Origin of the sequence: Microcoleus sp. PH2017_12_PCY_D_A (genome assembly GCF_020738565.1) — a bacterium.
Lineage (GTDB): Bacteria > Cyanobacteriota > Cyanobacteriia > Cyanobacteriales > Microcoleaceae > Microcoleus.
This window is the reverse complement of record NZ_JAEQCI010000261.1, coordinates 1-1,460: the sequence shown is the minus strand read 5'-3', so window position 1 is coordinate 1,460 and position 1,460 is coordinate 1. Positions and strand designations below refer to the sequence as shown.

Here is a 1,460-nt window from a genome sequence, read left to right as displayed (position 1 = left end):
TTACGAAGTCGTCAGCGTAACGGATTAGGCTAATGGAATCACGGTTATCCCGTTTTCTCCCTTTTAGCGTTTCCGCGTACTGCTTAATTCTATTCTCCATACCATGTAGGGCAATATTCGCAAGTAGGGGAGAAATTACCCCGCCCTGTGGTGTACCATCATTAGTGGGGAATAACGAACCTTGGTCACAATATCCTGCCTTAAGCCATGCTTTGAGCTGTCGGTTTAAGGTGGGGTATGTACTTATTTTGGAGATTAACGCTTTGTGGTTTATACGGTCGAAGCATTTAGCAATATCAGCATCTAGCACGTATTTGGCTTTCTGCTTAATACTGAGGTATATTGCCTCCATCGCGTCGTGACAGGAACGCCCTGGTCTAAAACCGTAGGAGTTGGATTCAAATTTAGCCTCCCATTCCGGTTCTAACGCTAGCTTTACTAACGCTTGCAAAGCACGGTCGTTTATTGTGGGTATTCCTAATGGTCTAGTCTCGGTTGTACCCGGTTTAGGAATGTTAACCCTACGAGTGGGTTTTGCCTTTCCGGTTAACCTTAACTTGCCTACCAGGTTGATACGTTGCTTTGGGGTTAGAGCCTTGACTCCATCCACACCAGCCGTATTTTTACCTTGGTTATCTTGCGTCACCCGACCTACTGCGATACATTTTGCAGACCAAGACCTAATCAGGGTCTTTTGAAGTTGGCGAACTGCTTTAACATCACCACGTTCACTCGCTTGGAATATTCGCTTTTGCAATTTAAAAGTCACCCTTTCTAGCTTTCGCCAGTTGATGTCTTTCCACTCCACCGTCTGATTGTTCAGCGTTTTAGATATATTCATCGCTACTTGTTCTATTCCTTTGGAATTACCGTGTATCTGTCAGCATATCCCTCACATTACTGAGGGCATTCGCTTTTGATACAATCCCTCTCTCTTAAACCATTCGTTAGCTACTTACTGGATATCGACCTTACCAGAGGATTAAGAGAGTTAATTCGTTCCGATTACACATTGTTAGAATCTTTAGCGTGATGCTGTTCACCGGGTTTACGGGCAGTGCTTATAAGTCGAATCGCTAGTCGCTTATGCCCTATCCTTGCCTTTTGGCTTGGTGTTAATCAGTCTTTACCGTATCTTTCAACGGGTTTATTCTGATGAAAGCCATTACACCATTATGGTTTACGATGATTAAAGCGCATCTTTGCTTACGCTACGCATGGATTCTTGCTCGGCAGTTACCAATTTTGGCTATCAGTAGTGCTGCCTTTTATCCCCGCTTTAGCCTATTGGTTGCTACCCATTAAACTAGGGGATATGCTTTCACTCCCGCACTTGGAGGATAGGACTTGATTCACAGAATCTCACCTATAAATGTAATCAGTTGTCACTAACTGCCTGAGCAGCTAGGCTAACCGTCCCATAAGCTTTTAGGCTTATTTTAGGTTAAACGAACCGCACT

1 protein-coding gene is annotated in these 1,460 nt (G+C 44.0%); it reads right to left on the bottom strand.

All coding sequences use genetic code 11. The features are described from left to right. Nucleotides 1–841: reverse transcriptase domain-containing protein (locus JGK39_RS33435; RefSeq protein WP_293309062.1), on the bottom strand; the 841-nt coding region annotated here is incomplete at its 3' end. Nucleotides 842–1,460 lie beyond the last annotated feature (619 nt).